The organism is Actinoplanes regularis, from assembly GCF_900188005.1.
GTDB classification, from domain to species: Bacteria; Actinomycetota; Actinomycetes; order Mycobacteriales; family Micromonosporaceae; genus Actinoplanes; species Actinoplanes regularis.
Genome location: NZ_FZNR01000002.1, coordinates 536,001 through 561,337, shown reverse-complemented (window position 1 = coordinate 561,337; position 25,337 = coordinate 536,001). Strand labels below are relative to the sequence as shown.

20 protein-coding genes and 1 tRNA gene are annotated in these 25,337 nt (G+C 71.7%); 15 read left to right on the top strand and 6 right to left on the bottom strand.

Annotated elements, in window-relative coordinates; genetic code table 11:
- Positions 1-84: 84 nt before the first annotated feature.
- A complete protein-coding gene (gene rpsD / locus CHC09_RS07665) occupies positions 85-693 on the bottom strand; it encodes a 30S ribosomal protein S4 (protein ID WP_089292266.1) in 609 nt (202 codons plus the stop codon).
- A 70-nt stretch (positions 694-763) separates the two neighbouring features.
- On the opposite strand from rpsD, the gene CHC09_RS07660 reads away from it, so the two are divergent.
- Complete coding sequence (locus CHC09_RS07660) at positions 764-1,492, top strand: DUF2470 domain-containing protein (protein WP_089292265.1); 729 nt, start codon at positions 764-766, stop codon at positions 1,490-1,492.
- Positions 1,493-1,644: 152 nt separating this feature from the next.
- Here the strand turns inward: CHC09_RS07660 and CHC09_RS07655 are convergent, their stop codons facing one another.
- On the bottom strand, positions 1,645-3,507 hold the full coding sequence (locus CHC09_RS07655; protein WP_089292264.1) for a hypothetical protein: 1,863 nt from the start codon (positions 3,505-3,507) through the stop codon (positions 1,645-1,647).
- Between the two features lie 221 nt (positions 3,508-3,728).
- On the opposite strand from CHC09_RS07655, the gene hisI reads away from it, so the two are divergent.
- Genes hisI through CHC09_RS07640 form a run of 3 tightly spaced genes read left to right on the top strand, consistent with a single transcriptional unit; the run spans position 3,729 to position 6,153 of the window.
- A complete protein-coding gene (gene hisI / locus CHC09_RS07650; protein WP_089292263.1) occupies positions 3,729-4,103 on the top strand; it encodes a phosphoribosyl-AMP cyclohydrolase in 375 nt (124 codons plus the stop codon).
- Positions 4,100-5,608: an anthranilate synthase component I gene (locus CHC09_RS07645; RefSeq protein WP_089292262.1), complete on the top strand. Its 1,509-nt coding sequence runs from the start codon at positions 4,100-4,102 to the stop codon at positions 5,606-5,608. The genes hisI and CHC09_RS07645 overlap by 4 nt, the downstream gene beginning before the upstream one ends.
- Positions 5,605-6,153, top strand: coding sequence for a Trp biosynthesis-associated membrane protein (locus CHC09_RS07640; RefSeq protein WP_089292261.1), 549 nt, complete (start codon positions 5,605-5,607; stop codon positions 6,151-6,153). Before CHC09_RS07645 ends, CHC09_RS07640 begins: the two co-directional genes overlap by 4 nt.
- Before the next feature lie 25 nt (positions 6,154-6,178).
- On the opposite strand, the gene CHC09_RS07635 is transcribed toward CHC09_RS07640, so the two are convergent.
- Positions 6,179-6,457, bottom strand: coding sequence for a hypothetical protein (locus CHC09_RS07635; RefSeq protein WP_089292260.1), 279 nt, complete (start codon positions 6,455-6,457; stop codon positions 6,179-6,181).
- 320 nt (positions 6,458-6,777) lie between these two features.
- Between CHC09_RS07635 and trpC the strand changes: the two genes are divergently transcribed.
- The 6 genes from trpC to CHC09_RS07605 are packed head-to-tail and all read left to right on the top strand — an operon-like array spanning position 6,778 to position 12,703.
- Positions 6,778-7,635, top strand: coding sequence for an indole-3-glycerol phosphate synthase TrpC (gene trpC / locus CHC09_RS07630; RefSeq protein ID WP_089292259.1), 858 nt, complete (start codon positions 6,778-6,780; stop codon positions 7,633-7,635).
- Positions 7,632-8,879, top strand: coding sequence for a tryptophan synthase subunit beta (gene trpB / locus CHC09_RS07625; protein ID WP_089292258.1), 1,248 nt, complete (start codon positions 7,632-7,634; stop codon positions 8,877-8,879). Before trpC ends, trpB begins: the two co-directional genes overlap by 4 nt.
- Entirely contained in the window at positions 8,876-9,673 is a 798-nt protein-coding gene (gene trpA / locus CHC09_RS07620) for a tryptophan synthase subunit alpha (RefSeq protein WP_089292257.1), read from the top strand. The genes trpB and trpA overlap by 4 nt, the downstream gene beginning before the upstream one ends.
- Positions 9,673-10,326, top strand: a complete 654-nt coding sequence (locus tag CHC09_RS07615) for a pyridoxine/pyridoxamine 5'-phosphate oxidase (RefSeq protein WP_089292256.1) — start codon at positions 9,673-9,675, stop codon at positions 10,324-10,326. The genes trpA and CHC09_RS07615 overlap by 1 nt, the downstream gene beginning before the upstream one ends.
- Before the next feature lie 50 nt (positions 10,327-10,376).
- Complete coding sequence (gene lgt, locus CHC09_RS07610; protein ID WP_179276974.1) at positions 10,377-11,489, top strand: prolipoprotein diacylglyceryl transferase; 1,113 nt, start codon at positions 10,377-10,379, stop codon at positions 11,487-11,489.
- Positions 11,490-11,515: 26 nt separating this feature from the next.
- The gene (locus CHC09_RS07605; protein WP_089292254.1) at positions 11,516-12,703 is read left to right on the top strand and encodes an FAD-dependent oxidoreductase; all 1,188 of its coding nucleotides are present in this window, start codon (positions 11,516-11,518) and stop codon (positions 12,701-12,703) included.
- Between the two features lie 301 nt (positions 12,704-13,004).
- On the opposite strand, the gene CHC09_RS07600 is transcribed toward CHC09_RS07605, so the two are convergent.
- Positions 13,005-13,883, bottom strand: coding sequence for a GNAT family N-acetyltransferase (locus CHC09_RS07600; protein ID WP_089292253.1), 879 nt, complete (start codon positions 13,881-13,883; stop codon positions 13,005-13,007).
- Positions 13,884-14,073: 190 nt separating this feature from the next.
- Here CHC09_RS07600 and gltB point away from each other — a divergent pair, with 190 nt between their 5' ends.
- The 4 genes from gltB (at position 14,074) to CHC09_RS07580 (ending at position 22,672) form a co-directional block, all read left to right on the top strand.
- Positions 14,074-18,627: a glutamate synthase large subunit gene (gene gltB, locus CHC09_RS07595; protein ID WP_089292252.1), complete on the top strand. Its 4,554-nt coding sequence runs from the start codon at positions 14,074-14,076 to the stop codon at positions 18,625-18,627.
- A complete protein-coding gene (locus CHC09_RS07590) occupies positions 18,620-20,089 on the top strand; it encodes a glutamate synthase subunit beta (protein WP_089292251.1) in 1,470 nt (489 codons plus the stop codon). Before gltB ends, CHC09_RS07590 begins: the two co-directional genes overlap by 8 nt.
- Before the next feature lie 271 nt (positions 20,090-20,360).
- On the top strand, positions 20,361-21,797 hold the full coding sequence (pyk, locus tag CHC09_RS07585; protein WP_089292250.1) for a pyruvate kinase: 1,437 nt from the start codon (positions 20,361-20,363) through the stop codon (positions 21,795-21,797).
- Positions 21,794-22,672: an acyl-CoA thioesterase gene (locus CHC09_RS07580; RefSeq protein ID WP_089292249.1), complete on the top strand. Its 879-nt coding sequence runs from the start codon at positions 21,794-21,796 to the stop codon at positions 22,670-22,672. Before pyk ends, CHC09_RS07580 begins: the two co-directional genes overlap by 4 nt.
- A 488-nt stretch (positions 22,673-23,160) precedes the next feature.
- Here the strand turns inward: CHC09_RS07580 and CHC09_RS07575 are convergent, their stop codons facing one another.
- Together CHC09_RS07575 and CHC09_RS07570 are read right to left on the bottom strand one after the other, a co-directional pair.
- Positions 23,161-24,048 (bottom strand): hypothetical protein, encoded by an 888-nt coding sequence (locus CHC09_RS07575; protein WP_089292248.1) that lies wholly within the window; start codon positions 24,046-24,048, stop codon positions 23,161-23,163.
- Positions 24,049-24,351: 303 nt separating this feature from the next.
- Positions 24,352-24,428 (bottom strand) — tRNA-Leu (locus CHC09_RS07570).
- 130 nt (positions 24,429-24,558) lie between these two features.
- Here CHC09_RS07570 and CHC09_RS07565 point away from each other — a divergent pair.
- A complete protein-coding gene (locus CHC09_RS07565; RefSeq protein WP_089292247.1) occupies positions 24,559-25,173 on the top strand; it encodes an ANTAR domain-containing response regulator in 615 nt (204 codons plus the stop codon).
- The last annotated feature ends 164 nt before the right edge of the window (positions 25,174-25,337 follow it).

Below are 25,337 nucleotides of genomic sequence, written 5' to 3'. Positions count from 1 at the left end.
CCGCCCAAACCCCACGGGCGTCGAAAAACCACCTGCCATCTCACCGGCGGCGATCTTCGGGAGTGAATGGTCCCTGGGGTTGGGTTAGCGGGCGTAGTACTCGACGACTAGTTGTTCGTCGCAGAGGACTCGGATCTCGGAGCGCTGCGGGAGGCGGAGCAGGGTGGTGCGCAGCTCCTCGAGGACGGTGGAGAGGTACGGGGCGGTCGGGCCGTCGATGTGGGCGCCGGTCGCCGCGATCTGGAACGGCGGCTTCTGGCGGCTCGACTCGCGGACCTCGACGACCTGTCCCGGCTTGAGCTTGTAACCGGGCCGGTCCACCTTCTTGCCGTCCACCGTGAAGTGACCGTGCACGACGAGCTGGCGGGCCTGGTAGATGGTGCGGGCCAGCCCGGCCCGGAAGACCGTCGCGTCGAGACGGCGCTCCAGCAGGCTGACCATGTTCTCGCCGGTCTTGCCCCCGGCCTGCTGAGCGGCGTCGTACGTGGCCCGCATCTGAACTTCGCTGATGTTGTACTGGTGCCGCAGCCGCTGCTTCTCGAGCAGACGGACCTGGTAGTCCGAGCTCTTGCGCCGGCCACGGCCGTGCACGCCCGGCGGGAACGGCCGCCGCTCGAAGTACTTCACGCACTTGCGGGTCAGTGGGATGCCGAGCGCCCTGGAGAGCTTGGCTTTGGGTCGCGAGTTGTTCACTCCGGATCTCCTGTTACGGTTAGCCTTGCCTAACTTAGGTTAGCCTAACCGGTGCCCGGAGGTGCTCGTCATGCAACCCAGTCCCGCCGAGATCGCGCGTACCATTGCCGCCGGTCACCTGCCCGCTGTCGCCCACATCGCGTGCCACCCCGGGCCGGTCCCGGTCCGGCACGTGACCGACGTGCAGGGCCGCCCGCTGCTGCTCGTGCCGACCGAGAGCACCCTGTCGACGGCGCTGCGCCCGCAGCCCGGCAACGACGACACCGCGCTGGTCCTCGACATCCGGGACGTGCCGCCGATGTCCTCGTCGCCGGCGCTGGGCCGGGTCTGGGTCTCCGGCTGGGCGGCGCGCCTGCACGGGGACGAGGCCCGCTCGGCCGCGCTCGACTACGCCGACACCGATGCCTGCGGCGACCTGCTGGACGTCGGCGGATCCCAGGCGCTGTACCGGATGGACGTCGCCGAGGTGCGCTACGAGCGCGACGAGCACCTGATCGAGATCGACCCGGACGACTACGCCGAGGCGTCCCCGGACCCGTTGCGCGCCGTCGAGTTCGACCTGATCGCCGACCTGGCGGATCACCACGTGACGGAGATGAGCGACTATGTGCGGCGGCAGCTCGGCCCGGCCGCCCGCCCGGACGACGAGCCCCGCGTGGTGCGCCTGGACCGGTACGGGTTCCTGGTCCGGATGAACGGCCGCAGCGCCCGCCTGGCGTTCCCGCGCCCGGTCACCGACCGCCACGACCTGGCGCATCTGCTGCACCCGATCCTCTGCCGCCGGTGCGCCGCCGCCTGATCTCCACAGAGCCCGGGATCCCGTCGCCCACCTTCTGCCGCCGTCGGGTGGCGGGATCCCGTTCGCCCCGCCCTCCGGTGCCGCGGAGCGCGGGGTAGCGAAAAGGCGGGCGGCCCCGTGCCGGGGGCCGCCCGCCTTTTCCAGGTCGAGCCTTACAGCGAGAGGATCCGGTCCAGGAACTCTCGGTAGTTGCGCATCGCCATCCGCATGCTCTCGGTGTCCGTCGTGCCGGTGCCGCGCAGCGGGTCCAGCTCGTCCCGCTCGGCGAGCAGCACCTCGGTCAGCTCGTTCACCGCGTCGGTGAGCAGGTCGTGTGCCCGGGTCAGCGCGTTCACCGGGTCGTCGACGAACTCGGCCTTCACCTCGTGCCAGGCGGCCCGGAAGTGCCGCGCGGCGTCGTCGTCCCAGATGGTGGCCCGGATGGTCGCCGGCTCCTCACCGGCGGCCGGCTCGGCGTCGAGATCGTCCTCGTCGCGTGCCGCGCGCCGGCCCGGCCGGCGGACCGGCTCGGCGTCCTCCAGGCTGGCAGAGCGGCGGGCCGCCGGGCGCGACTCCTCGTCGGTCAGGCCGCGGCCGAGGTCGCCCACCGAGACGCCGGCCAGGCCGGACTCCGGGAACGGCTGGAACTCGAGCGGCGGCGGGGTGACCGAGCCGGCCTGCGGCGCGGACGGGCCGGCCGGGGTCACCGAGGCGACCCCGTAGACCTCGCCGGAGCGGCCCAGGCTGTACCCGGTGGTGGCGGGCGAGCCGAACGCGAACCCGGTCTCCGGGGCCGGCGGCAGGTCCATCGGGGCGCGGCTGGCCGGGATCTGCGGGGTGGGCAGCGGCGGCATCACCGGGAACTGCAGCTCCGGCATCGGCACGGTGGCCGAGCCGGTGGCCGGCGCGGACGGCTGGGCCGGGGAGACCGGAGCCGCGGAGGCGGCCGGGTCGAGCGGCGCCGGGGCCGACTGGTCCTGACCCTGCTCGGGCTGGTCCAGGGCGCCGGCCGGGTGGTCCGGGGTGAAGTCGGTCGCCAGGTACGGCGCGGGCGCGTAGCCCGGCGACACCGGCGCGCCGGAGACCGGGCCGGCCGGGCCGCCCGAGGTGGGCGGCACCGGGACCGACGCCCAGCCGGAGACGGCGCCCGGCTCGTCGAGCGGGTTGTCCGTCACGGGCGCCTCGTCCGGGCCCGCCGCCTCGCCGGCCTGCGCGTACCCGGGGGCTCCAGCCCGTCCGTTCATTTCCTCACGTCCGTTCTCGTCGCGTGGAACCGCCTCGTCGGCGGTGTCCTGACCGGCCTCCGGCGACGGGTCGTCCGGCGGCTCGTCCACCGGTGTCGTACCGACGGACTCCTCGTCGGCCGGTGGCTCGGCGACCTGGACGTCGCCGGGTTCGGCGACCCGGGTCTCCTCCGCGGCCGATGTCTCCGCCTCGATGGCGTGCCCGTTGACGCCCGGTTGCGCGTCCGGGGCTCGGCCACCGAAGAGGAAGCGCCCGGTACCGCCGAGCCGGAATCCCCCGAAAGTGGTCTCCCGGCCCGGTGCGTCGGCCTCGGGCTCCTGGGACTCTACGTCCTGACCAGCCTCCGGCTCGTGGTCCGAAGGGACCGAGTGATCAGAATCGCCGTGCCGCTGGACCGGTGGCCGTTGGTCGCGGGCCGGGCCGGAGCCGCGGTTCGCGGCGCGGTGCAGGCCGAACGGATCGCTCGATGGCAGGTCGCCCGGGTCGCCGTGGAAGCCGTTGGGTCCGCCGGGGCCCTGCGGGCCGCGGGTCGAGGCGACCGGTCCGAACGGGGACACCGGCCTGGCGCCGAAGGCCAGCGACGACCCGGTGAGCAGGTCGGTGGGGAGCGGCGGGAGAGCGACCTCCAGCGGCTCGGCGGCCCGGCGGGAGCCGAGCGACACCATCTCCGCCTCCGGCGCCGCTTCGGCTGGTGGATGACCCGGCACGGAATCCGAATCCGGACGCACCTGCCAGAAACGGGCGAGTCCGGGTGCGGGCCGGGCGTTGTCGGGGCTGGACGTCGGGTCCATCGGTAAACCACTCCCGTCGCAAGGCGCGCCCACCGGGGCTCAGAGGAGCTGCGCAGACACACCGGCGGCGGGCGCCGGGGCATCTAGGGCAGTGCGGCGCCCCGCCGACGGTACCGTCCCGATCGGCCCGGCACATCCCCTGTGCCCGGATCGTGGGGCCCCCGCCGAACCGTGGGACGGGCGCTGCGAATCTTCCGCGGGGATGGGAGAGAATCGGTCTCGTGCCCGTATCAGATGCAGAGACGTCCCTCGACGCGGCGATCGTCGCCAGGCTCAAGCGCACTCCCGACGGCCTGGTCGCCGCGATCGTCCAGGAGCACGGCACCGGGGAGGTGCTGATGCTCGCCTGGATGGACGCCGAGGCGCTGCACCGCACGCTGACCACCGGCCGGGCCACCTACTGGTCCCGCAGTCGCCAGGAGTACTGGGTGAAGGGCGCCACCTCCGGCCACCACCAGTCCGTCCGGCGGGTGGCGCTGGACTGCGACGGGGACGCGCTGCTGGTCACCGTCGAGCAGACCGGGGCGGCCTGCCACACCGGCGCGCACAACTGCTTCTCCGACGAGTTGCCCGTCTCGGCTCTGGAGGCCCGGTGACCAGCGGAGTCACGTTCCCGGACGAGGCCGGGTTCGTCGCGGCGAAGAGCCGCGTCGTACCAGTCACCCGCAAGCTGCTCGCCGACGGCGAGACCCCGGTCGGCGTCTACACCAAGCTGGCCGGCGGGCCGGGCACCTTCCTGCTCGAGTCGGCCGAGCAGGGGCTGGCCTGGTCGCGCTACTCCTTCATCGGGGTGCGCAGCGCCGCGACGCTGGTCGAGAAGGACGGGCAGGCCGAGTGGCTCGGCACACCCCCGGACGGCGTACCCCTGGGTGGCGATCCGGTCGTGGCCCTGCACGAGACGGTGGCCGCGCTGACCGGCGGCGCCGCGCCCACGGCCGATCTCCCCCCGCTGACCGGCGGCATGGTCGGCTACCTCAGCTACGACCTGGTCCGCCGGTTCGAGCGGCTGCCCGCCACCGCCGACGACGACCTGCCCCTGCCCGAGCTGGGCATGATGCTCGCCACCGACCTGGTGGTGCTGGATCACCACGACGGCTCGGCGCTGCTGGTCGCGAACGCGGTGCTGGCCGAGGACGCCGACGACGCGGCCCGCCGCGCGGCCTACCACCACGCGGTCGGCCGGCTGGACGCGATGACCACCGCGCTGTCCCGCCCCACCCCGCCGATGGTCTCCACCGTGGTCCGCTCGCCCGCCGGTGAGCCCGTCAGCCGGACCGCGCCCGGCGACTACCAGAAGGCGGTCGAGCGGGCCAAGGAGGCGATCCGGGCCGGCGAGTGCTTCCAGATCGTGGTCGCCCAGCGGTTCGAGCGGCCCACCGACGCCAACGCGCTGGACATCTACCGGGTGCTGCGGGCCACCAATCCGAGCCCGTACATGTACCTGCTCCGCTTCGACGACTTCGACATCGTCGGCTCCTCGCCGGAGGCGCACCTCAAGGTCAGCGCGAACCGGACCGCCCTGCTGCACCCGATCGCCGGCACGCGCTGGCGGGGCGCCACCCCGGAGCAGGACGCCGCGCTCGCCGCCGAGCTGCTCGCCGACCCGAAGGAGCGCTCGGAGCACGTCATGCTGGTCGACCTCGGCCGCAACGACCTTGGCCGGGTCTGCGAGCCGGGCACTGTCGAGGTGCCGGAATTCGCCCGGATCGAGCGGTATAGCCACGTCATGCACATCGTGTCGACCGTGGTCGGCAAGCTGCGCGCGGACCGGAGCGCGTTCGACGCCCTCGCGGCGACGTTCCCGGCGGGCACCCTCTCCGGCGCGCCCAAGGTCCGGGCCATGGAGATCATCGAGGAGCTGGAGCCGACCCGTCGTGGCCTCTACGGCGGCACGGTCGGCTACTTCGGCTTCGCCGGCGACATGGACATGGCCATCGCGATCCGGACCGCGCTGGTCAAGGACGGTGTCGCGTACGTCGGCGCGGGCGCCGGCATCGTCGCCGACTCCGACCCGGCCGCCGAGGAGCAGGAGACCCGGAACAAGGCCGCCGCGGTCCTGGCCGCGATCGCCGCCGCCGAGACGCTGCGCGCCGCCCGGTGAACCGCCGCTCGCACCTGGCCGCGATCGTGGCCTGCCTGGCCGGGGCCGGGCTGACCCTCTACGCGGTCACCCGTACGTGGTCGCTGACCGTCGAGCACCGCGCCGGCCTCTCCGACCTGAGCACCGCGCGGACCGGCGCCGACGAGCAGCCCTGGCTGATCGGCCTGGCGGTGGTCGCGCTGGCCGGAGCCGGTGCGCTGCTGGCCACCAGGGGCGTGTTCCGGCGGGTGGTGGGCGGGCTGCTGACGCTGGCCGGGGCGGGCGTCGTGGTGGGCGCGATCCTGGCCCGGAGCGGTCTGGCGGCCGGCGAGGCCGGTGCCGGGGCGTGGTCCTGGCCGGTGGCCTGCGTCCTGGGCGGTGTCGCGATCGCCGCGGGTGGGTTCCTCGCCGCACGCCACGGTCATCAGTGGGCGGCGATGTCCTCCCGGTACGAGCGGACACCCGCCACGGCGGCCACCGTGCGCCGGGAGAGCTCGGAGCTGGAGCCGGCCGACAACCGGGCGGCCTGGGACGCACTGGACCGCGGGGACGATCCGACCGTTTGACGGATTTTCCGCCCGGTCCGTGCGGTCAGCGGACCCGGGCGGCCACGGTCCGGGTCGATCGGCGGGCCGGTCGCTGGGGTCTGGTGGCGACGATCGCGGCCGCCGCCCGGCTGGTCTCGGCGCGGGCCACGGCGAGGGCCCGGTCCGCCTGGATCGCGGACCACGCGTTGTCCTGGGCGGTGCGCATGTTGTCCGGACCCACGACAGCCCGCTGAACGCCGGTGACGACCTCGGCGGCGATGGCGACCAGGGTCCGCGAGACCTCGGCGAAACCGGCTGTCTGAGGGGTCTGGTCAGTGGCCATCGCTCGACTCCACATCATTGTCCGGGTGGCAGCGTCGTCTACGCCGTGCACAAGTCTGCCCGAGCAATAGGATGCCGGAGTCGTATTTCCGCACGGTGACATGGTCGTCAACGGAGCGTGGCGTTGGGCCGTTCGGTGGAGGCGCCCCAGTTCAACGGGGTGAGGCTCGTTCACCCGATGTGAGCGAACCGACATACGGACCGAGCAGCCTGGCATTATGCCCCAGCCCACCTCGTGAGGCGCGCCATACCCCGGGAGCCCGGCGACCGGCCGGACCTCCTAGCATCGGGCGGAAGACACCCGGAGAGGGGAGTCATTCCGTGACATCCGATCAGGCGGAAGCAGGCAGTGGCGGCCCAGCACGGCCGCAGAACGTACTCGAGGAGATCCTCGCTGGCGTACGTGAGGACGTAGCGGCACGTCAGGCGCGGATTCCGTTGGAGCAGGTGCGTGAGCTCGCCGCGGCGGCGCCGCCGGCGATCGACGCGTACGCGGCGCTCCGCAAGCCCGGCGTGGCCGTGATCGCCGAGGTGAAGCGGTCGTCGCCGTCCAAGGGCGCGCTCGCCGACATCCCCGACCCGGCGGAGCTCGCCGGTGAGTACGCGGCGGGCGGCGCCCGCTGCATCAGTGTGCTCACCGAGGGCCGCTGGTTCGGCGGCTCGCTGGACGACCTCGACGCCGTCCGTGCCGCGGTCAAGGTGCCGGTGCTGCGCAAGGACTTCGTGATCTCCAGCTACCAGGTGCACGAGGCGCGGGCCCACGGCGCCGACATGGTGCTGCTGATCGTCGCCGCGCTGGAGCAGAACGCGCTGGTCGGCCTTCTCGAGCGGATCGAGTCGCTGGGGATGACCGCGCTCGTCGAGGTGCACAACGAGGAGGAGGCGGACCGGGCACTGGAGGCGAACGCCAAGGTCATCGGGGTGAACGCCCGGGACCTGCGCACCCTCGAGGTGGACCGCTCGGTCTTCGAGCGGATCGCTCCCGGTCTGCCGAACAACGTTGTGAAGATCGCCGAGTCCGGCGTCCGTGGCCCGCACGATCTGATCCGGTACGCGTCGGCCGGCGCCGACGCGGTCCTGGTCGGCGAGGGGCTGGTGACCCAGAAGTCGCCGCGCGACGCGGTGGCCGAGCTGGTCAACGCCGGCAATCACCCCGCGACCCCGCGGCCCGTCCGGTGAGCGGCCCAGCGGCGACCCTGCCGGATCTCGCCGGCCACTTCGGTAAGTACGGTGGCCGGTTCGTTCCGGAGGCGCTGATCAAGGCGCTGGACGAGCTGGAGGCGGCGTACCGGTCGGCCAAGACCGACCCGGAGTTCCAGGCCACCTTCAAGGACCTGCTGCTGAACTACGCGGGCACGCCGTCGCTGCTCTACCGGGCGAACCGGCTCTCCGCGGCGCTCGGCGCGGAGATCCTGCTCAAGCGCGAGGACCTGAACCACACCGGTGCCCACAAGGTGCGCAACGTGCTCGGCCAGGCGCTGCTCGCCAAGCGGATGGGCAAGCCCCGGGTGATCGCCGAGACCGGCGCCGGCCAGCACGGCGTCGCCAGCGCGACCGCGGCCGCCCTGCTCGACCTCGAGTGTGTGGTCTACATGGGTCAGACCGACACCGAGCGGCAGGCGCTGAACGTGGCCCGGATGCGCATGCTCGGCGCCACCGTCGTCCCGGTGACCAACGGATCGCGCACCCTGAAGGACGCGCTGAACGAGGCGCTGCGCGACTGGGTCTCCACCGTGGAGACCACGCACTACCTGCTCGGCACCGCGGCCGGACCGCACCCGTTCCCGGAGATCGTCCGCGACTTCGTCAGCGGGATCGGGACCGAGGCCCGGCAGCAGTGCCTGGACCAGCTCGGCCGGCTGCCGGACGCGGTCGCGGCCTGCGTCGGCGGCGGCTCCAACGCGATCGGCATCTTCCACGCCTTCGTTCCCGACGAGGGTGTCCGGCTGTACGGCTTCGAGGCCGGCGGCGACGGCGTGGAGACCGGCCGGCACGCGGCGTCGATTACCGGCGGCTCGGTCGGTGTGCTGCACGGCAACCGCACCTATCTGCTGCAGGACGAGGACGGGCAGACGATCGAGTCGCACTCGATCTCGGCCGGTCTGGACTACCCGGGTGTCGGCCCGGAGCACGCCTGGCTGCACGACACCGGCCGGGCGAGCTACGAGCCGGTCACCGACGCCGAGGCGATGGCCGCGTTCCAGCTGCTCTGCCGGACCGAGGGGATCATCCCGGCGATCGAGAGTTCGCACGCCCTGGCCGGCGTCGCGAAGATCGTCCCGCGGCTGCGCGAGGAGCTGGGCCGCACGCCGACCATCGTGGTGAACCTGTCCGGTCGCGGCGACAAGGACGTGCACACCGCCGGCGCGTACTTCGGCATCCTCGACAAGGCCGAGACCGTCGTCCCCGGGGAGAACACGTGACGATCGCCAAGACGTTCGCCGAGGCGAAGGCGGAGGACCGCGCGGTGCTGATCGGCTGCATGCCGGCCGGTTTCCCCACGGTCGACCGGAGCATCGAGCAGATGATCGCGATGCACGAGGCCGGCTGCGACGTCATCGAGGTCGAGCTGCCGTACTCCGATCCGGTGATGGACGGCCCGGTGATCCAGAAGGCCAGCGACATCGCGCTGGCGAACGGGGTCCGGACCCGGGACACCCTGAAGATCATCGAGGCGGTGGCGTCGGCCGGCGCCACGGTCGTGCTGATGACCTACTGGAACCCGATCGAGAAGTACGGGGTCGACGCGTTCGCCCGTGATCTCGCCGCCGCCGGGGCCACCGGGCTGATCACGCCCGACCTGATCCCGGACGAGGCGAGCGAGTGGATCGCGGCCTCGGACCGGCACAAGGTCGACCGGACGTTCCTGGTCGCGCCGAGCTCGACCGACGAGCGGATCGCGATGACCCTGGAGAACTGCCGGGGCTTCGTCTACGCGACCGCGCTGATGGGTGTCACCGGTGCCCGCAACGCGGTCTCCTCGCAGGCGCCCGAGCTGGTCGCCCGGATCCGGAAGATCGACCCGGACCTGCCGGTCGGCGTCGGGCTGGGTGTCGGCAACGGCGCGCAGGCCGCCGAGGTGGCCGCGTTCGCCGACGGTGTGATCGTGGGCAGCGCGCTGATCCGCTGCGTGCTTGACGCTCCCGACCGGGCGGCCGGGCTGGACAGCCTGCGCGCGCTCAGCTCGGAACTGGCGGAGGGTGTGCGCCGCCGCTGATGGGCAACGTCAGCTGGTTGTCGCGCAGCCTGCCGATCATGGCGGGCGAACTGCCGCGCTTCGACCTCGGGTACGTCCCGGCCGAACCGCGTGAGCTGTTCCTGCGCTGGTTCGGCGAGGCGGTCGCGGCCGGGGTCGGCGAACCGCACGTGATGAGCCTCTGCACCGTGGACGAGGACGCGCTGCCGGACGTGCGGGTCCTGGTCCTGCGGGAGCTGGACGAGCGCGGCTGGCACTTCGCCACCGACCGGAACAGTGACAAGGGGCGGCAGCTCGCGGCGAACCCGGCCGCCGCGCTCGGCTTCCACTGGCGGGAGCAGGGCCGGCAGGTCCGCGTACGCGGAAGAGTTGTTGATCTTGGAGAGGCGGCCGCGACCGCCGACTTCCTGTCCCGTTCGCCGCGGTCCCGGCTGGCCTCGATGATCGGCGCGCAGAGCGGCGTGATCGCCGATCCCGCCGCCGAGGAGCGGGCCTGGTCCGAGGCGGAGGAGCGGCTCGCGGCGGATCCCGGCTTCGTTCCCGCGAGCCATGCGGTCTACGCGGTCGACCCGGTCAGCGTGGAATTCTGGCAGGGTGACCCCGGCCGCCGGCACGTGCGACTGCGGTACCGCCGGTCGGCCGAGGTGTGGATACAGGAACAGCTTCGGGGCTGAGCCGAACCTGGGCATTGCCAACGGGCTGCTCGGCGGTAGCGTGTGCACCCGTGAACTACGCCCTCATCCCCAGTCCCACCACGTCGGTGTGGCACCTGGGCCCGTTCCCGATCCGGGCCTACGCGCTCTGCATCATCGTCGGCATGGTCGTCGCGACCCTTCTCATGGAGCAGCGGCTGCGCCACCGGGGCGTGGCGCCCTGGGTGTCGCTGGACATGGTGGTGTGGGCGGTCCCGTTCGGCATCATCGGTGCCCGCGTCTACCACTTGATCACCTCGCCGCAGGACTACTTCGGTTCCGGTGGTGACCCGATCCGGGCCCTCTACATCTGGGAGGGCGGCCTCGGCATCTGGGGCGCGGTGGCCGGTGGCGCGCTCGGCGCGTGGATCGCGGCCCGGCAGATCGGCCTGCCGCTGAGCGTCTTCGCCGACTCGCTCGCCCCCGCCCTGCCGGTCGCGCAGGCGATCGGCCGGTTCGGCAACTGGTTCAACAACGAGCTGTACGGCAAGGCCACCACGCTGCCCTGGGGCCTGCAGATCCACACGATGGACTCGGCCGACCCGGGCCACGCCGCGACGGTCGACGGCGAACCGCTGACCCTTCCGGACCTGTTCCACCCCACCTTCCTCTACGAGGCGATCTGGGACCTCGGGGTGGCCGGCCTGGTCTGGCTGCTGGACCGGAAGTTCAAGTTCGGCCGCGGGCGGGCGTTCGCGCTGTATGTGATGGCGTACACGGTCGGCCGCTGCTGGATCGAGATGCTCCGCACCGACACCGCCAGCCACTTCTTCGGCGTCCGGCTCAACGTGTTCACCTCGATCGTGGTGTTCCTGGGCGCGGCGATCTACTTCGTCGTCATGCGTGGCCCACGGGCCTACGTCGTGCCGGTCGACGCGCCGGACACCGCGCCGGAGGCGTCCGGCATCGGGCAGGTGGACGTCTCCGAGGGTGGCGAGCCGGTCAAGACGCCGGTGGCGTACCAGGTGGTCAGCGAGGAGCGGTTCCTGGCGTACCAGCAGACCGGCGTGCTCCCGCCCGAGACGCCGGCCGCGTCCGGGACGCTGGAGGCGCCTGAGTTGCCGGCGGTCTCCGAAACGCCGGAGGAGAAGCCGGCCGCCGCGGCCGACGACGAGGCCGTCGACCGGCCCGTCGCCGACCGCTGACGGGCGAGTCCGGAGGGCGAGCGGCGATGCGTACGGCCGTGGTGGTCGGTGCGGGGATGTCCGGTCTGGCCGCGGCCGGTGCGCTCGCCCGGACCGGTTGGCGGGTCACGCTCCTGGAGCGTGCCGAACGGATCGCCGCCGCGCCCACCGCCATGGTCCTCTGGCCCAACGGCTGCCGGGCCCTGGACTCGCTGGACCCGGACGGCGGCTGGTCGGCGATCGCCTCCCCGCTGCCGGACGGCGGGGTCCGCCGCCCGGACGGCCAGTGGCTGGTCCCGCCCCGCTCCCGGACAGGCGCGACCGGCCCCGCCCCGGCCGTCGTCCACCTGGAGGATCTGTACGACGCGCTGGTCGCGGGCCTCGGTGACACCGAGGTCCGCACCGGCTTCGAGGTGACCACGGTCCGCACCGGCCGGCGGGAGCGTCCCGCGGTCGGCGACGGCCGCACCCTGATCGAGGCGGACCTGCTGGTCGCCGCGGACGGCATCGACAGCCGGATCCGGGCGGCGCTGGTCCCCGAATCGGTCGCGGTCGGCTCCGGCTTCGCCGCCTGGGAGGCCGTGATCCCCGGTTATCGCTTTCCCCGGCCCGCCGAGGGCCAGGTGCTGGGCGGCGAGACGCTCGGCGCCGGCTACCGGTTCGTCGCCATCCCGCTCGGTGCGCACGCGGCCGGCAAGGGCGGTGTCTACTGGGTGGCCACCGCGGTCGGCGCGGCCCGCCCGGAATCCGCCGCCACCCAGCTGGCGCTGCTGAAACGCTGGTTCGCCGGCTGGCACGAGCCGGTCGGTGAGCTGCTGTCGCTGACCCGCCCCGAGGAACTCGTCCCGCAGGGCGTCCGCGAGCTGCGGCCGCTGCCCCGGACGTACGCGTTCCCCTCCGGCCCCGGCGGGGTTGTGCTGATCGGCGACGCCGCCCACGCCATGCCGCACCACCTCGGACAGGGTGGCTGCCTGGCCTTCGAGGACGCCGCCACGCTGCGCTCGCTCTTCGCCGACGCGGCCCCCGGAACCGCGCTGACCGGCGCGCTCGAGGGTTATACGCGGCTGCGCCAGCCGCGCATCACGACGGTGGTCCGGCAGAACCGCCGGATGTCCGCGGTGGTCCAGGCCCGCGGCCGGCTCGCGCTGCGGGCCCGCGACGCGGCCCTCAACCACATGCGTCCCCGCATCCTGGGACGGCTGCACGCCGCCTCGGACTGGTCCCCGCCCGAGTAGATCCCGCGGTGGTCCCGGCAGGCGATCCGCTTCCGCTTCCATCCTTTTCCGGTACGACCTACGTCTCCCGCCCGCAGGCCTCTCGGCCGAGCCCCGTGGTCATGGTCATCATGTTCGGCCGTCCGTATCATGGGACAGATAGGGACTTCACGGCGATTTCACGCGCCCGATACACGTGGCTACTCTGTGATTAAATCCTCGCCCGTGCCCCGCCCGATGGCACCGGAAAGTGGCTTCGACCTCTCGGCCGTACCAGATGTTGGGAAGTGTGAGCGATTCGCACCCGCCCGCCCCGGGAGCGTCAGAGCGGCACGGCGGCCGGTTCGGCGACACAGGCCGTGCCGATCCGGCGGAACCCGACCTTGGTGTACAGCCGGGCCACGTCGTCGTCCCCGGCGGTCAGGAAGATCAGCCGCGCGCCGCGGTTCAGCAGGTCCCGGGCGAGCACGGCCGTGAGCTGCGACGCGTATCCCCGGCCCCGCGCGGACGGGAGGGTCGCCACCCCGGCGATCTCGGCCACGTCACCGACCCGCTGACTGGTCCCGGTGGCCACGATGCCCTCCTCCGGCGACTCCACCACCACGCTCCGGTAGTCCCCGCCGGCCAGCATCGCGCGGGCCGACGCGACCGCCTCGTCGCTCAGCTCGACGCTCGTCGCGGCGTTCCGCTCGGACGGCCCCGCACCCTCGATGATCAGGGATTCCTCGGCTATCGCCAGTGGTGAGCGGTAGGCCGGGCTGGCGAACGCGAGCCGTGCCACCGCCCGGGACGCGACCAGGTCGGAGGGGAAGCCGGGGGAGTCCGGATCGAGGGCCCGGATCGTCGCGCCGAGCACCGGCAGGTCCGGGACCAGGGCCTGCGGATCGAGGCGCAGCAGCGGCGCGAGCAGCACTTCCAGGCCGGCCGAGCGGGCCACCGCGAGCAGGTCCGGAGTGGTCTCGTGCACCCACTCGAAGGCCTCCGGAACGCCCAGCTCACGCTGGCGCGCCCGGGCCTGGGTGAGGTCCGCCGCGGAAGGGGTGCGTGAGCCGGGCCGGGGACGGGCATAGTAAGGCCAGCCGTCGCCTTCACGGACGAAGAGCACCAGCGAACCGATCTCCTCGATCCGGGCCCATGGCCGGGGCAAAGCGTCGTAGAACTGTTCGAGTCGGTCGAAGTAGTCGGAATCCGCTCCTGCCATCGAGCGAGACTACCGGTCGCCGGTACGGCTGTGCTATTCAGTTCGTCCACACAAAGCCGTTCTCCGGGGCTAGGTGTGATCAATCCGCATCTGGCGGAGATCAGTGTCTCTTAACGTAGACTCAAGAGACTTTGCAGGGCCGACGTCGTCCCGACCTTGATCCGAAACACCAGAGACGACAGGAGGCCCGGTGGCATATCCGCACCCCCAGGGGTTGTACAACCCGGCGTACGAACGTGACGCCTGTGGCGTGGCCTTTGTTGCCGACATTCATGGCCGTCGTAGCCACGACGTGGTGGCAAAGGGCCTGTCGGCGCTCATCCGCCTGGACCACCGGGGCGCGCGTGGCGCCGAGCAGAACACCGGCGACGGCGCCGGGATCATGGTTCAGATCCCGGACGAGTACTACCGCGCGATCACCGACTTCGACCTTCCGCCGGCGGGCCACTACGCGACCGGTCTGGTCTTCCTGCCGACCGATCCCGACGACGCCGCCCGCGCGATCAAGGTCTTCGAGAAGTACGCCCTGGTCGAGGGCGGCGACCTGCTCGGCTGGCGCGACGTCCCGGTGAACCCGGCCGGCCTGGGCGCCACCGCCGAGGACGCGCGCCCGGCGATCCGCCAGGTCTTCCTGGCCGCGCACCGGCTCGTCGACTCGCCCGCCGGCCGGGCCGGTGAGCGGTTGTCCGGCATCGAGCTGGACCGGGTGGCGTTCTGCATCCGCAAGCAGGCGGAGCGGGAGACCGCGCAGCGCGGTGTCGCCGCGTACTTCCCCTCGCTCTCCGCGCGGACCATCACGTACAAGGGCATGCTCACGCCCGAGCAGCTGCCGGAGTTCTTCCCGGAGCTCTCCGACGAGCGCGTCGCGAGCGCCATCGCCCTGGTGCACTCCCGGTTCTCGACGAACACGTTCCCGTCGTGGCCGCTGGCGCACCCGTACCGGCTGATCGCGCACAACGGCGAGATCAACACCATCCGTGGCAACAAGAACTGGATGGCGGCCCGCGAGGCGCTGCTGGCGACCAGGAACATCCCCGGCAACCTCAAGCGGCTGTTCCCGATCAACTCGCCGGAGGCCTCCGACTCGGCCAGCTTCGACGAGGTGCTGGAGCTGCTGCACCTGGCCGGTCGCAGCCTGCCGCACGCGATGCTGATGATGATCCCGGAAGCGTGGGAGAACGACCCGGTCATGGACCCGGCTCGGCGCGCCTTCTACCGCTTCCACGCCAGCCTGATGGAGCCGTGGGACGGCCCCGCCTCGGTCGCCTTCACCGACGGCACGGTCATCGGCGCGGTGCTGGACCGCAACGGCCTGCGCCCCGGCCGCTGGTGGCACACCCGCGACGGCCTGGTCGTGCTCGGCTCCGAGGCCGGCGTCATCGACCTGGACCCGGCCGAGGTGGTCGCCAAGGGCCGCCTGCAGCCGGGCAAGATGTTCCTCGTCGACACCGCTGCCGGGCGGATCGCGCACGACGACGAGATCAAGGCCGAGCTGGCCGCCGCCGAGCCCTACACCGAGTGGCTGCACGCCGGCCTCATCGAGCTCGCCGACCTGCCCCCGCGTGAGCACGTGATCTACACCCACGACTCGGTGCTCCGTCGCCAACAGGTATTCGGCTACACCGAGGAAGAGCTGAAGATTCTGGTCGCGCCGATGGCGCGGAGCGGTGCCGAGCCGCTCGGCTCGATGGGCACGGACACCCCGATCTCGCCGCTCTCCACCCGCCCGCGGCTGCTCTTCGACTACTTCCACCAGCTGTTCGCCCAGGTCACCAACCCGCCGCTGGACGCCATCCGGGAAGAGCTGGTCACCAGCCTCGCGATGACGATCGGTCCGGAGGGCAACCTGCTGGACCCGGGACCGGTGAGCTGCCGGCAGATCGCCATGCCGTACCCGGTGATCGACAACGACGAGCTGGCCAAGATCCTCTCCATCGACGAGGACGGCGACCTGCCGGGCTTCAAGGCGGTCCGGGTCTCCGGGCTCTACCCGCTGCGTGACGGTGCCGCGGGGATCAAGGCGCGGCTCACCCAGATCTGCCGGCACGTGTCCGAGGCGATCGAGGACGGGGTGCGCATCCTCGTGCTCTCCGACCGGGACTCCAACGCGGACCTGGCGCCGATCCCGTCGCTGCTGCTCACCGCCGCGGTGCACCAGCACCTGGTGCGCGAGCAGACCCGCACCCAGGTGGCCCTGGTGGTGGAGTCGGGCGACTGCCGCGAGGTGCACCACGCGGCGGTGCTGATCGGCTTCGGCGCGGCGGCGGTCAACCCGTACCTGGCGTTCGAGAGCGTGGACGACCTGATCGCCACCGGCGTGCTGGTCGGCATCGACCCGCGCAAGGCGGTCCGCAACTACGTCAAGGCGCTCGGCAAGGGCGTCCTGAAGATCATGTCGAAGATGGGCATCTCCACGGTGTCCTCGTACTGCGGCGCGCAGGTGTTCGAGGCCGTCGGCCTGGACAACAAGCTGCTCCAGCGGTACTTCGCGGGCACCTCGGGCCGGATCGGCGGCGTCGGGCTGGCCGGGATCCACGCCGAGGTCAAGGCGCGGCACGAGAAGGCGTACCCGGCGAACCAGGCCGAGCGGACGCACCGCCGGCTCGAGGTCGGCGGCGAGTACCAGTGGCGCCGCGAGGGTGAGATCCACCTGTTCAACCCGGAGACCGTCTTCCTGCTGCAGCACGCGACCCGCAGCAAGCAGTACGACGTCTTCAAGCGCTACACCGAGAAGGTCGACGAGCTGGCCGGCCAGGCCGGTTCGCTGCGTGGCCTGTTCCGCTTCGATAGCGACCGCGCCCCGGTCTCGATCGACGAGGTCGAGCCGGCCAGCGAGATCGTCAAGCGGTTCGCCACCGGCGCGATGAGCTACGGCTCGATCTCCGCCGAGTCGCACGAGACCCTGGCGATCGCGATGAACCGGATCGGCGGCAAGTCGAACACCGGTGAGGGCGGCGAGGACGTCGAGCGGCTGTACGACCCGGAGCGCCGCTCCGCGGTCAAGCAGATCGCCTCCGGCCGCTTCGGCGTCACCAGCGAATACCTGGTGAACGCGGACGACCTGCAGATCAAGATGGCGCAGGGCGCGAAGCCCGGCGAGGGCGGCCAGCTGCCCGGCAACAAGGTGTGGCCGTGGATCGCCAAGACCCGGCACGCCACTCCGGGCGTCGGCCTGATCTCGCCGCCGCCGCACCACGACATCTACTCGATCGAGGACCTGGCGCAGCTGGTCCACGACCTCAAGATGGTCAACCCGGCCTCCCGGGTGCACGTCAAGCTGGTCTCCGAGATCGGTGTGGGCACGGTGGCGGCCGGTGTGGCCAAGCTGAAGGCCGACGTCATCCTGATCTCCGGCCACGACGGCGGCACCGGCGCGTCCCCGCTGAACTCGCTCAAGCACGCCGGCACCCCGTGGGAGCTGGGCCTGGCCGAGGCGCAGCAGACGCTGCTGCTGAACAAGCTGCGGGACCGGGTCACCGTGCAGGTCGACGGCCAGCTCAAGACCGGCCGGGACGTGGTGATCGCGGCCCTGCTCGGCGCCGAGGAGTTCGGCTTCGCGACCGCGCCGCTGATCGTCTCCGGCTGCATCATGATGCGCGTCTGCCACCTGGACACCTGCCCGGTCGGCATCGCCACGCAGAACCCGGTGCTGCGCGAGCGGTTCACCGGCAAGCCGGAGTTCGTCGAGAACTTCTTCCTCTTCCTCGCCGAGGAGGTCCGCGAGCTCCTGGCCGAGCTGGGCTTCCGCAGCATCGAGGAGGCGATCGGCCACGCCGAGGTGCTGAACGTGGTCGAGGCGATCGACCACTGGAAGGCCAAGGGTCTCGACCTGTCGCCGGTGCTCTACGTTCCCGAGCTGCCCGAGGGCGCGTCCCGCCGCGGCGTGGTGGCCCAGGACCACGGCCTGGAGAAGGCGCTCGACAACGAGCTGATCGCGCTCGCGCAGCCGGCCCTGATCAAGGGCACCCCGGTGCGCGCGACCGTGACCACCCGTAACGACCAGCGCAGCGTCGGCGCGATGCTGGGCGGCGAGGTCAGCCGGCGGTACGGCGGCAACGGCCTGCCCGACGACACCATCGAGTTCACCCTCCGGGGCACCGGTGGCCAGTCGTTCGGGGCGTTCCTGCCGCGCGGCGTCACCCTGCGGCTGATCGGCGACACCAACGACTACGTCGCCAAGGGCCTCTCAGGCGGCCGGGTGATCGTGCGGCCGGCCGAGGACGCGTCGTTCGTCGCCGAGGAGAACACGATCGCCGGCAACACCATCCTGTACGGCGCGACCGCGGGCGAGCTGTTCCTGCGTGGCCGGGTCGGCGAGCGGTTCGCGGTCCGCAACTCGGGCGGTGTCGCGGTCGTCGAGGGCGTCGGTGACCACGGTTGCGAGTACATGACCGGTGGCACTGTCGTGGTGCTCGGCCCGACCGGGCGCAACTTCGCCGCCGGCATGAGCGGCGGCAAGGCGTTCGTGCTCGAGCTGAACCAGGATCTGGTGAACCCGGAGCTGGTCGACCTGGCGCCGCTCACCGACGAGGAGCGCGGCCTGCTGCGTTCGCTGGTGGAGAAGCACCACGCGGAGACCGAGTCGGCGGTCGCCGAGCGGCTGCTGAAGGACTGGCCGGCCGCGGTCGAGCGCTTCACCGCCGTGGTGCCGCGTGACTACAAGCGCGTTATGGAGCTGATCAGGACCGCCGAAGCCGCCGGTCGCAACGTGGACGAGGCGGTCATGGGGGTCACCAGTGCCTGATCCGAACGGTTTCCTTCGCTACGAGCGGCAGCTGCCCAAGCGGCGTCCCGTCCCGGTGCGGATCATGGACTGGAAAGAGGTCTACCCGCCGGCGGGCGAGGAGCTGATCCGGGACCAGGCGACCCGTTGCATGGACTGCGGCATCCCGTTCTGTCACGACGGCTGCCCGCTGGGCAACCGCATCCCGGACTGGAACGACCTGGTCCGCACCGGGAGCTGGGAGACGGCGGCGGAGTCGCTGCACGCCACCAACAACTTCCCGGAGTTCACCGGCCGGCTCTGCCCGGCGCCGTGCGAGGCGGCCTGCGTGCTGGGTATCGCCGACGACCCGGTGACCATCAAGCAGGTCGAGGTGGAGATCGCCAACCACGCCTTCGGGCGGGGTCTGGTGCCGCAGCCCGCGCCGGTGGCGTCGGGCAGGTCGATCGCGGTGGTCGGTTCCGGCCCGGCCGGTCTGGCCGCCGCCCAGCAGCTGGCGCGAGCCGGCCACGCGGTCACCGTCTACGAGCGTGACGACCGGATCGGCGGCCTGCTCCGGTACGGCATCCCGGACTTCAAGATCGAGAAGCACGTGATCGACGCGCGGCTCGAGCAGATGGCCTCCGAGGGCGTGGAGTTCCAGCCCGGGGTCGAGGTCGGTGTCGACATCACCGCCGACGACCTGCGGGAACGGTACGACGCGGTGCTGCTCGCCGCGGGCGCGCTGGCCGGCCGGGACACCCTGGAGACCCCGGGCCGGCACCTGAACGGTGTCCACCTGGCGATGGATCACCTCGTCCCGGCCAACCGGATCGTGGCCGGCCTGCAGGAGACCACGCCGATCGACGCCAAGGGCAAGCACGTGGTGATCATCGGCGGCGGCGACACCGGGGCAGACTGCCTCGGCGTCGCGCACCGCCAGGGCGCCGCCTCGGTCACGCAGCTCGACCAGTACCCGCTGCCGCCCGAGAACCGGACCGGTCTGAAGGACCCGTGGCCGACCTGGCCGATGATCCTGCGCAACTACGCCGCGCACGAGGAGGGTGGCGACCGCGTCTTCGGCGTGGCCGTGCAGGAGTTCGTCGGCGACGGGAACGGCAACCTGGTCGCGATCCGGCTGGCCGACGTCTCGGTGCAGCGGGTCGACGGGGTCCGCACGGTCACCGTCGTGCCGGGCTCGGAGCGTGAGCTGCGCGCCGACCTGGTGCTGCTGGCGATCGGCTTCGAGGGCACGGAGGACCAGCCGCTGCTGGCGCAGTTCGGCCTGACCCGCAACCGGCGCAACGTGCTGGACGCGGACAGCGGCTGGCAGACCGACGCCGAGGGCGTCTTCGTCGCCGGTGACATGCACAAGGGCGCGTCGCTGATCGTCTGGGCGATCGCCGAGGGCCGGTCCGCGGCCGCAGCGATCCACGACTACCTGGGTGCGGCGGGCGAGCTGCCCGCGCCGGTCCGCCCGGACCAGGAACCGCTCACCGTTTGAGTGAACGTTCATTGGGGCCCGTCACCCGAATGGGGGTGACGGGCCCCTTTCCGTGCTGGTCAGCGCCGTCTTCGGCGTACCGGCGAAGGTCTTGCGGCATGTGGCGGCGGTCGCAGCGAGGCGACCGTTAAGCTGGTCCGGCGGTCGTTGAAGCCCGCGGACGACGCAGCGAACCCGTGATTTCCTCCGGTTGAGCTCGCCGTCGACACCCGCAGTTCATGCCGAGGACGGGGGTCGGCCGCCGAGCCGCCCCAGGAGAAGGATTAGCCTGATGGCCGTGACACGCCGCGTAAAGATCGTCTGCACGATGGGCCCCGCAACCAAGTCTCCTGAGCGGATGCTCGGCCTGGTTGAGGCGGGCATGAACGTGGCCCGGATGAACTTCAGCCACGACACCCGGGAGAACCACCGGGAGATGTACGAGCTGGTCCGTGCCGCCGCCGATGAGGCCGGACGCGCGGTCGCGATCCTCGCCGACCTGCAGGGCCCGAAGATCCGGCTGGGCAAGTTCGCCGACGGCCCGCACCGCTGGGAGACCGGCGACCGGGTGGTCATCACCGGCGACGAGATCGTAGGCACCCGGGAGCGGGTCTCCTGCACCTACACGAAGCTGCCGCAGGAGGTGAAGGTCGGTGACCGCCTGCTGATCGACGACGGCAAGGTCGCGGTCGAGGTGACCGCCGTCGAGGGTAACGACATCCAGGTCCTGGTCACCGAGGGCGGCCCGGTCAGCAACAACAAGGGTGTCTCGCTGCCCAACGTCGCGGTCAGCGTCCCGGCCATGAGCGAGAAGGACGAGGAGGACCTGCGTTTCGCGCTCAAGCTCGGCGTCGACCTGGTCGCGCTCTCCTTCGTCCGCTCGCCGGAGGACATCAAGCTCGTCCACCAGGTGATGGACGAGGAGGGTCGCCGCGTCCCGGTCATCGCCAAGGTGGAGAAGCCGGAGGCGGTCACCCACCTCGAGGCGATCGTCCTGGCCTTCGACGGCGTCATGGTCGCCCGCGGTGACCTGGGCGTCGAGCTCCCGCTGGACCAGGTCCCGCTGGTGCAGAAGCGCGCCGTGCAGCTGTGCCGGGAGAACGCCAAGCCAGTCATCGTCGCCACCCAGATGCTCGACTCGATGATCGAGAACTCGCGGCCGACCCGCGCCGAGGCGTCCGACGTCGCGAACGCGGTGCTCGACGGCGCCGACGCGGTGATGCTCTCCGGCGAGACCTCCGTCGGTAAGTACCCGGTGCTCACGGTCAGCACGATGGCCAAGATTGTCAGCACCACCGAGAACGGGCAGTTCGGCGTCCCGCGCCTGCAGCACGACCCGAAGACGCACGGTGGCGCGCTGACCATCGCCGCCTCGCAGATCGCCCGGAACATCGGCGCCAAGGCGCTGGTCGCGTTCTCGCAGACCGGTGACACCGTGCGCCGTCTCGCCCGGCTGCACTGCGACCTGCCGCTCTACGCGTTCACCCCGGTCCCCGAGGTCCGCAACACCCTGGCGCTGAGCTGGGGTGTGGAGACCTTCCTGACCGACTTCGTCGAGCACACCGACGACATGTTCCGTCAGGTGGACGCCAAGATGCTCGGTCTCGGCCTGGCCAAGCCCGGCGACTACGTGGTCGTCGTGGCCGGTTCCCCGCCGAACGCGCCCGGTTCCACCAACACCCTGCGCGTGCACCAGCTCGGCTCCCTTGTGGGCCCGTCCGCCGGATGACGCAACCCCTGCAGGGTCAGGCCGCCGTCGACCAGCTTCTGGAGATCCTCGACCTGAAGCAGGTCGACGCGGCCACGTTCACCGGGGACAGTCCACAGACGGGTGCCCAGCGCGTGTTCGGCGGCCAGGTCGCCGGGCAGGCGCTGATCGCCGCCGGGCGGACGGTCGATCCGGCGCGGAACGTGCACTCGTTGCACGGTTACTTCGTCCGGCCCGGTGACCCGACCGAACCGATCACGTTCCATGTGGAGACGATCCGGGACGGGCGATCCTTTTCGGTCCGCCGGTCCACCGCCAAGCAGCACGGCAAGACGATCTTCTTCATGTCGGCGTCGTTCCAGCTGCTCGAGGAGGGCCTGGACCATCACGAGCCGGCGCCGTCCGGGGTGCCCGCCCCGGAGGACGTCCCCACCATGCGCGACTGGGTGACGAAGTACCCGAGCCGGCGGGCCGCGTTCAACGCCAGCCCGCAGGCGGTCGACGTGCGCTACATCGGCCAGCCCGGCTGGGTGCCGCCCGGCGACCGGGACGCCGACCCGCAGCAGCGGGTGTGGATGCGGGTGGACGGCAAGCTGCCGGACGACCCGCTGATCCACGCGTGTGCGCTGACCTACGCCTCGGATCTGTCGTTGCTGGACGCGGTGCTTTCGTACCACGGCGAGGTGTGGGGGCCGGGCGGTGTGGTCGGCGCGAGCCTCGACCACGCGCTCTGGTTCCACCGCGGGTTCCGGGCCGACGAGTGGTTCCTGTACGACAGCGCGAGCCCGTCGGCCAGCGGCTCCCGCGGCCTGGCGAACGGGCGGATGTTCACCCGGGACGGGCGGCACATCGCCAGCGCCGTCCAGGAGGGCCTGCTGCGCCGCGTCGGCGCCTGAGCTCCGCGCCGACCGGTCGGCTTCGCGCGGACCGGTCGGCTTCGCGCGGACCGGTCGGCTTCGCGCGGACCGGTCGGCTTCGCGCGGACCGGTCGGCTTCGCGCGGACCGGTCGGCTTCGCGCGGACCGGTCGGCTTCGCGCGGACCGGTCGGCTTCGCGCGGACCGGTCGGCTTCGCGCGGACCGGTCGGCTGTGCGGAGACCCCTCGGCTCTGCGCGGACTGTCGGCTGCGGGGAAACCCCTCGGCTTCGCGCGGACTGTCGGCTGCGGGGAGACCCCTTGGCTCTGCGCGGACTGTCGGCTGTGCGGAGACCCGTCGGCTCTGCGCGCACCCGTTGGCTCTGCGCGCACCCGTTGGCTCTGCGCGCACCCGTTGGCTCTGCGCGCACCCGTTGGCTCTGCGAGGACCCCGTCGGTGATGGATCCCGGCCTGGCGACCGGCCGTTTCATCGGATCCGCCACCGGCGGGGCCGGGGGACAGGACTTCCTAGCGGCCGCCCGCCGGATGCTCCGGCGTGGCGGCGTTTCCGGCGGGGGCGCTCTCGACGCCCTTCGGTGTGTCCGGCGCCGGCGGCGGGTTCTTGCGGTCCGGTGCGCCCGCCCGCGGCCCCGTGACGCCGGCCTGCGCCAGCATCGTGTCCAGCTCCGCGGTGGTCCGCAGCACCCGGTCGTGGAACGACTCCTCGTGCGGCGCGGCCTCCGTGGCGATGCGGTCCTCCCGCGCCCGGTGCTTGGCCGGCTTCCGCCTGGCACCCGCAAAATCGGTCACGCCGGCGGCATAGCCGGCCTGCCCGGCGGCCCATTCCGCCGGCTGCTCCCGGAGGTCCCGGTGCTTCGTCGCGATCTCCCGCAACCGCAGCGCGGTCACCAGGTCGGCCACCGCGCGCAGCACGCCCAGAGCACCGATGATCACCACGATGCTCTGCCCGCTGCGCGCCAGCGGGCTCGCGGCCAGGAAGCCGAGCGCGGTCTCCAGCACCCCGACGGTGACGATCAGGCTCCACACCCGGTCGGTACCGCGGGTCATGGTCCCGGTGGCCACGTCGACCGCGCCGCGGACCAGCAGGTACCAGCCGGTCAGCGCGGCCGTGGTGGTCCAGCTGCCGTCGTCGCTGAGCATCATGACCACGGCGGTGGCGGCGAAGAGTACGGCCAGGCCGGCGTTCAGCCACCAGGTGGCGGTGCCGGCCAGTGCCCGCAGCGCCTCGCACACCGCGCCGAACAGCACGATCGGCCCGGCCACCGTGGTGATGTCGGCCGGCTCCAGGCGCAGCACGCTCCAGCCGGCGACCAGCCACGCGGCGGCGGCGAACATCAGGAATCCCCACATGCTCCCGCGCGTGACGGTCAGTGGCGACGAACCGGACCACAACATGAGGCCTCCCGCTGATGCTGTCCTTGCCATGACAGCATCCGGGGCAGGCCGTGGCGGGGCGTTCGCCCAGATTGCCCGGGAGACGCACGCCTTGTGAGAGCATTTTCGTGCGGGGTAATGGACGTACCGGAATAGCCGGATTTCTTTTCTCCGGTGCCGCCGCGGGCGGCTCCCCGCGTCCCGCCGCGCCGCCGCCCGGACCCTCGATGACGCGGCGAATGTTTCCGGTAAATGTGTCTCGTGTCACCGCGTGGTCAACGGTGAATGCGGTGCTCGCCAGGCGGGGCCGCGAGGTGGTATTTCTGGTGTCCCCGGTGGGATTCGAACCCACACTGAATGGATTTTGAGTCCATCGACTCTGCCGGTTGGTCTACGGGGACAGTGCAGTGGCCGCACCGTTGGAAGCGGTGATGCCAAGCTCAGCGAGAGACAGCCTACCTACTACGCTGGGGAGGGTGACACCCAGATACCGGGGTGTCGCGACAGAAGAGGGTTGGGGGAAGAGGTTCCGTGGCCGACACGCAGGCTGGTGCCGAGCGCAGGCGGGTGCTCATCGCCGAGGACGAGGCCCTGATCCGGTTGGATCTCGCCGAGATGCTCGTCGAGGAGGGCTACGACGTCGTCGGTGAGGCCGGGGACGGCGAGACCGCCGTCCGGCTGGCCGAGGAGCTGAAGCCGGACCTGGTGATCCTGGACATCAAGATGCCGATCATGGATGGCCTGGCCGCCGCCGAGCGGATCGCCGGCGGGCGCATCGCGCCGGTCGTCATCCTCACGGCGTTCAGCCAGCGAGACCTGGTCGAGCGGGCCCGCGCCGCGGGTGCGATGGCCTACCTGGTGAAGCCGTTCCAGAAGTCCGACCTGGTGCCGGCGATCGAGATAGCGCTGTCGCGTTACTCCGAGATCGCCGCGCTGGAGTCCGAGGTGGCCGGGCTGACCGACCGCCTGGAGACCCGCAAGTCGGTCGAGCGCGCCAAGGGCGAGCTGATGACGAAGTATGCGATGACCGAGCCGCAGGCATTCAAATGGATCCAGCGCACGGCCATGGACCACCGCATGACGATGCGCGAAGTGGCGGATCGGATCCTCAAGGAAGCCGAGGGTGATACGCCCTCGACCGAGTAGCCACCGGTCGCGTATTGGCTCTTGACCGGCTGCCGAAGCTGGTAACGGCTCGATAACGGCCAGCTGGTTGGCTCCTAGGTGAAGCTATGATCCCGGCCAGTCTTCGCGACACAGGTCTTGCGGGGATTTCTGCTGCTAAACACGAGGAGCATCGTTGCGTAGAG